Genomic DNA, 5,265 nt, shown 5'->3' with positions numbered 1-5,265 from the left:
CCCCGCCAACCCGCGCGCCCGCGGGCGGCGCCCGCGGGGGCCCCGCGGGGGGGGGGGCGGCCCCCCCCCCGCGCCCCACAGCCCGGTCCGGACCGCCGTCACACGCCCCGGACCGGGCTTCCGCCGTTCCCGACGCGGAACACCTCACACCGAACACCTTGCACGGAACACCTCACACGCAGCGCCTCACTCAGGGCGCCTGTCGCAGCGCGGCGGCAACGAGGCCTTCGAGGGCCTCGCGCGGTACCGCGCCACCGCTCACCAACCGGTCGAAGACCAGCCCGTCGATGCAGGTCAGCAAGGTGTGCGTGCGGTTCTCCGCGTCCGCCACGCCGTGTTCGGCGAGGAACAGTCGGACGGCCTCGCGTCCGGCGTTCGAGCTGGACCAGCCTGGTGACGAGCGTGGTGCGCAGGGCGGCCCGGGTGCGGAAGTACGCCGAGGTGGCACCGGGCGGCATGGCCGCCCTCTGGTCGACCGCGCGATGCGTGAGGCCGCGCATCCCCTTGTCGGCGAGTACGTCGAGAGCCGCGTCCGCGAGGAGGGTGCGCCGATCCGAAGCCATGCGTCGTCCTTTCCACACCTGTAGTACCGAGTCGCCCTTCTACAGCTGTAGAAGGGCGGGGGCTTCGACATGGGCGACGCGGCCGTGGTCGTCGGAGGCGGAATCGGCGGGCCGGCCGCCGCGATCGGGCCTGCACCGCATCGGCCGGCAGGTGACGCTCGTGGAGCGCGTCCGTCCTCGACGACGCGGGCGCGGGCATCTCACTCGCCGCCAACGGCCTGCGGGTACCGGACGAACCCGGCGTCGGCGAGGCGGTGCGGCAGGCGTTGCGAGGCCGGTACAGCGGCGGCACGTGCACACCGGCGGGCGGCCGGCTGACGCGGATGGACGGCGCGGTGCTGGAGAGGGCGGTGGGCACGCCGATCACGGGCATCCCTCGCTCCACCCCGCAACGCTTGCTGCGTCAGGCCCTGCCGTCCGGGACGCTGCTGATCGGTTCGCAGGCCGACCCGGTGCGGCGGATCGACCACGGGACGACGCGGGTGCACCGCGGCGACACGGCCCTGGACGCCGATCTGGTGGTGGCGGCCGACGGAGTCGGCAGCAGGGTGCGCAGTCTCCTCTTCCCGGCCCACCCCGGTCCGGTCCCCAGCGGGTCGACGGTGCTGCGCGCCATCACCGGGCGGGCCGTCGACCTGCGCTCGGACTTCGAGCTGACCTGGGGACGCGGGGCCGAGTTCGGGCACATCGCACTCCCGGACCGGCGGGCCGAGTGGCACGCCGTCCTCACCCTCCCCGCCGGTACGCAATGCGCGGACCCCCTGGCCGAACTGCGCCGACGCTTTCGGCGACTGGCACGACCCGATCCCCTCCCTGCTGGAGGCGACCCGACCCGATGCCGTGCTGCACCACGACGTGAACGAACTCCGCACCCCGCTCCCCTCGTACGCGGCCGGCCGGACGGCCCTGCTCGGCGACGCGGCCCACGTGATGCCCCCCAACCTCGGTCAGGGTGCCTGCCAGGCGCTGGAGGACGCGGTCGTGCTGGCTGCCGCGCTCGCCGCCGAGCCCTCCGTCGAGGCCGCGCCGGCCCGCTACGACGCCGAGCGCCGCCCGCGCAGCCAGGCGCGGTCGCGAAGGCCGCCCGCCAGGCCGGACGGATGGGTCATCAGCTCTCCAACCCGCCGGCCGTGGCGCTGCGGAACACGGCGATGCGGCTGACACCCGCCACCGCGGCAACCCGCACGATCCTTCGCCACCATGCGTGGATCCCACCGCGGTTGAACTGAAGTCCCGGGCGACGCTGTCCTGCGCAACCATCAACGGGCGGCTGCGACCGACTCGTTCGCGTCACGGCGGCCGCTAGAGCCCGCGGGTCACGACCGCCAGGACGGTGTCGACGGCGTTGCCCACCTCCGTGCGGGGGAGGGCCCGCAGCGGTCCGTCGACGAGGAGTTGGGCCAGACCGTGGACGGCCGACCAGGCGGCGAACTCGGCGCCGGGGCGGCGTTCGGCCGGGAGGGCGCCGGCGTCGACCAGTTCGTCCAGGCGGGCGCCGAGCAGCAGGTAGGGGTTGGTGCCGGGCTCGACGGTGCCGGGCGGGGGTTTCGGCGGGCCGGGGTGGGCACCCGCGCCGCAGAAGGCGGTGCGGAACCAGCCGGGCTCGGTGAGGGCGAAGTCGATGTACGAGCGGCCGATCGCCTCCAGCCTGGCCCATGCCCGGGGGATGGGATCGGTCTCCGTGACCGCATCGGCGCGCCGGACCATCAGCTGCCCGAGCCGGTCCATGCAGCGGGTGCCGACGGCCGCCAGGAGGTCCTCGTGGTCGGCGAAGTGCCGGTAGGCGGCATTGTGCGACACCCCGGCCTCGCGGCTCACGGCCCGCAGGACGACCGCGCCGGGCCCGCCGCTGCGGGCCAGCGCCAGGCCCGCCTCGACCAGGGCCTCGCGCAGGTTGCCGTGGTGGTACCCGCGGCGCGTACCCGCCCCGGCGCCGATCCCGTTGCTCATGTTGACACTGTCCACTCTGCGAGGAATAGTCGGATATGTCGCCACTGTCAACATTCTGCCCCCTGTGGAGGCGACCATGTCCGACCTTTCCCCCCGACGGCGGTACCTGGTCCTGGCCGCCGCCTGTCTGGCGGCGTTCACCATCAACCTCGACACCACGATCGTCAACGTCGCCCTGCCGGATCTCAGCCGCGAGCTGCAGGCCACCACCCGTGACCTGCAGTGGATCGTCGACGGCTACAACCTCTCCTTCGCCGCGCTCGTCCTCACCGCGGGCGCACTGGGCGACCGCTTCGGGCGCAGACCGGCCCTCCTGTTCGGCCTGGGCGGATTCGCCCTGACCAGTGCCGCCGGCGCCGCGGTCGGCAGCCCGGGCGCTCTGGTCGTGCTGCGCTTCGCCATGGGCGCCTGTGCGGCCGTGATCTTCCCGACCACGCTGTCCGTGATCACCAACGCCTTCCCGGACCGCCGGGAGCGGGCGCGGGCGATCGGGCTGTGGGGCGCCGTCACGGGCCTCGGCGTCGCGGTCGGGCCGGTGACCGGCGGGCTGCTGCTGGCGCACTTCGGCTGGCAATCCGTCTTCCTGGCACTGGTGCCGATCGCCCTCGTCGCGTTCGCGGCGGCCTGGGCGTGGGTGCCGGAGTCCAGCAGTCCGGCGGAGGCGCGGCTCGACCTGCCCGGCCTGCTTGCCTCCTCCGCCGCGATCGGCGTGCTGGTGTACACCGTCATCGAGGCCCCGGCCCGTGGCTGGACCGCCCCTGCGAGCATCACCGGCTTCGCCGCCGCCGCGCTGCTGGCCGCCGCCTTCGTCCTGATCGAGCGCCGCCGCGCCCGTCCGATGATCGACGTGTCGCTGTTCCGGACCCCGGCGTTCTCCGCGGCCAGCGGCTCGGTCACCGTCGCGTTCTTCGCGCTGTTCGGCTTCATCTTCCTGGTGACGCAGTACTTCCAGTTCGTCCGCGGCTACGGCACCCTCTCCACCGGTGTGCGGATCCTGCCCGTGGCGCTGACCATCGCGCTCGGGTCGGTCGGCGGCGTCCTGCTGGCGACCCGGATCGGGACGCGGGTGGTGGTGACGTCCGGACTGCTGCTGCTGGCCGCCGCGTTCGGCTGGATCGCGGTCTCGCCGGCCGGCATGTCGTACGGGCACATCGTGGGCCAGATGGTGCTCATCGGCCTCGGGCTCGGAACCACGACCGCGCCGGCGACCGAGTCGATCCTCAGCGTGCTCCCGCCCGCCAGGGCCGGCATCGGATCGGCGGTCAACGACGCCACCCGGGAGGCGGGCGGCACTCTGGGCGTGGCCGTGCTGGGCAGCATCTTCACCTCGATCTACGCCCACCAGCTGGCCGCCACCGCGTTCGGCGGGCTCCCGCCGAAGGTCTCCGCCGCGGCCGAGAACTCGGTCGGTGCCGCGTTCGGGGCCGCCCACGGCGCCCACGGCCCCGTCCGGGAGGCCCTGCTCAGCGGTGTGCAGAACGCGTTCATGGACGGCTTCCACCTCGCGTGCGTGGTCGCCGCGGGCATCTGCGTCCTCGGGGCGGCGGGCGCGCTGGCGCTGCCCGGCCGCATGCCGCAGCAGCCCGAGCCCGTACCGGCATCCGCCCTGGGCGCGGTCGGAGCCGCTACTGCCGCGCGCGCGCGGCGCGGGGGGGCCGCCGGGGGGGGGGCGCCGCCCGCCGGGGGGGGGGGGGGGCGCGGCCTGCGCCCGGGCGCCCCCGGCCGGGGGGGGGCCGCGGGCCCCCCGCCCCCCCCGGGGGGGGGGGGCGGCCCCGAGGGGGTGCTTGCCAGACCCCCGGCCTCATCTACTAAGTTACTTCGTAAAGCGCGCGGCCGCCGTCGGCCGCCGCACCGCCGACCCGGCCTGCCGCGCACGCGGAGGGCTGCCCGGAAGCCAGGGAGTGACCGCCCGTCATGGGGACCCGACGCAAGCCCGCACCGCCCGGCCGCACCCGCCTCGCCCTCCTGACCACCGCTGCCGCCGGCTCCGCGCTCCTCGCCTCCGCCGGCGGTGCCCAGGCCGAGCCCAAGCCCGACCTCGCCACCGTCAAGACCCAGGTGGACCGGCTGAACGAGGAGGCCGAGGCCGCCACCGAGACGTACAACAAGTTCACCGAGCAGCAGCAGCGGCTGCGCACGGACGCCGCCCACCTGCAGGACCAGGTGGCCGCCGCCCAGGAACGCATGGGCGTCCTGCGCGACCGCCTCGCCGCCGTCGCCGCCGAGCAGTACCGCAACGGCAACGTCGACCCCACCGTCGCCCTGATGCTCTCCGCCGACCCGGACAGCTACCTGCGGCAGGCCGCCGCCCAGGACTTCGCGGCGAGCTCGCAGGGCGACCTGCTGCGCCTGCTCCAGGCGCAGCAGCGGCGCCTCGACCAGCGCCGCGCCGAGGCCACGGCCGCACTCGCCGACCTCGACCGCACCGACAAGGCGCTCGCCGCGGAGCGGGACCGGGTGCGGTCCAAACTGGCCGAGGCCAACGCGGTGCTGTCGCGGCTGTCGGCCGCGGACCGCGCCGCGGTCAACGGCCAGGGCGGCGCCGACCGGGCCTCCCGGGGGACCGAGCGCGGCACGTACACCGGACCGGCCAGCGGCCGCGCCGCAGCAGCCCTCCAGTTCGCCTACGCGCAACTCGGCAAGCCGTACGAGTGGGGGGCCACCGGCCCCGGCCCCTCCCCCTGCTCACCCCGGACCGCCCCCGCCAGGCGCGCGCGCGCGGGGGGTCGCGCGCCCGGCGCGCCCCGCACCC

3 protein-coding genes and 2 pseudogenes are annotated in these 5,265 nt (G+C 75.5%); 3 read left to right on the top strand and 2 right to left on the bottom strand.

Features of this window, described 5'->3' with window-relative positions; all coding sequences use genetic code 11:
• Positions 1–190: 190 nt before the first annotated feature.
• Positions 191–563 (bottom strand): annotated as a pseudogene (locus tag ACFV0G_RS21640) (hypothetical protein).
• A gap of 69 nt (positions 564–632) precedes the next feature.
• Here ACFV0G_RS21640 and ACFV0G_RS21635 point away from each other — a divergent pair.
• Positions 633–1,792, top strand: a pseudogene (locus ACFV0G_RS21635) (FAD-dependent monooxygenase).
• A gap of 73 nt (positions 1,793–1,865) precedes the next feature.
• Here the strand turns inward: ACFV0G_RS21635 and ACFV0G_RS21630 are convergent.
• Positions 1,866–2,513, bottom strand: a complete 648-nt coding sequence (locus ACFV0G_RS21630; protein WP_380550141.1) for a TetR/AcrR family transcriptional regulator — start codon at positions 2,511–2,513, stop codon at positions 1,866–1,868.
• A 76-nt stretch (positions 2,514–2,589) separates the two neighbouring features.
• Here ACFV0G_RS21630 and ACFV0G_RS21625 point away from each other — a divergent pair, with 76 nt between their 5' ends.
• Positions 2,590–4,482, top strand: a complete 1,893-nt coding sequence (locus ACFV0G_RS21625; RefSeq protein WP_380550138.1) for an MFS transporter — start codon at positions 2,590–2,592, stop codon at positions 4,480–4,482.
• Positions 4,428–5,265, top strand: an 838-nt coding sequence (locus ACFV0G_RS21620) for a coiled-coil domain-containing protein (RefSeq protein WP_380550135.1), incomplete at its 3' end; no start/stop codon positions are given. The genes ACFV0G_RS21625 and ACFV0G_RS21620, both read left to right, overlap by 55 nt.

The sequence above is a fragment of the Kitasatospora sp. NPDC059571 genome, from assembly GCF_042735675.1.
GTDB lineage: Bacteria > Actinomycetota > Actinomycetes > Streptomycetales > Streptomycetaceae > Kitasatospora.
The sequence above is the reverse complement of the archived record's forward strand: the minus strand, read 5'-3'. Positions and strand labels throughout refer to the sequence as shown.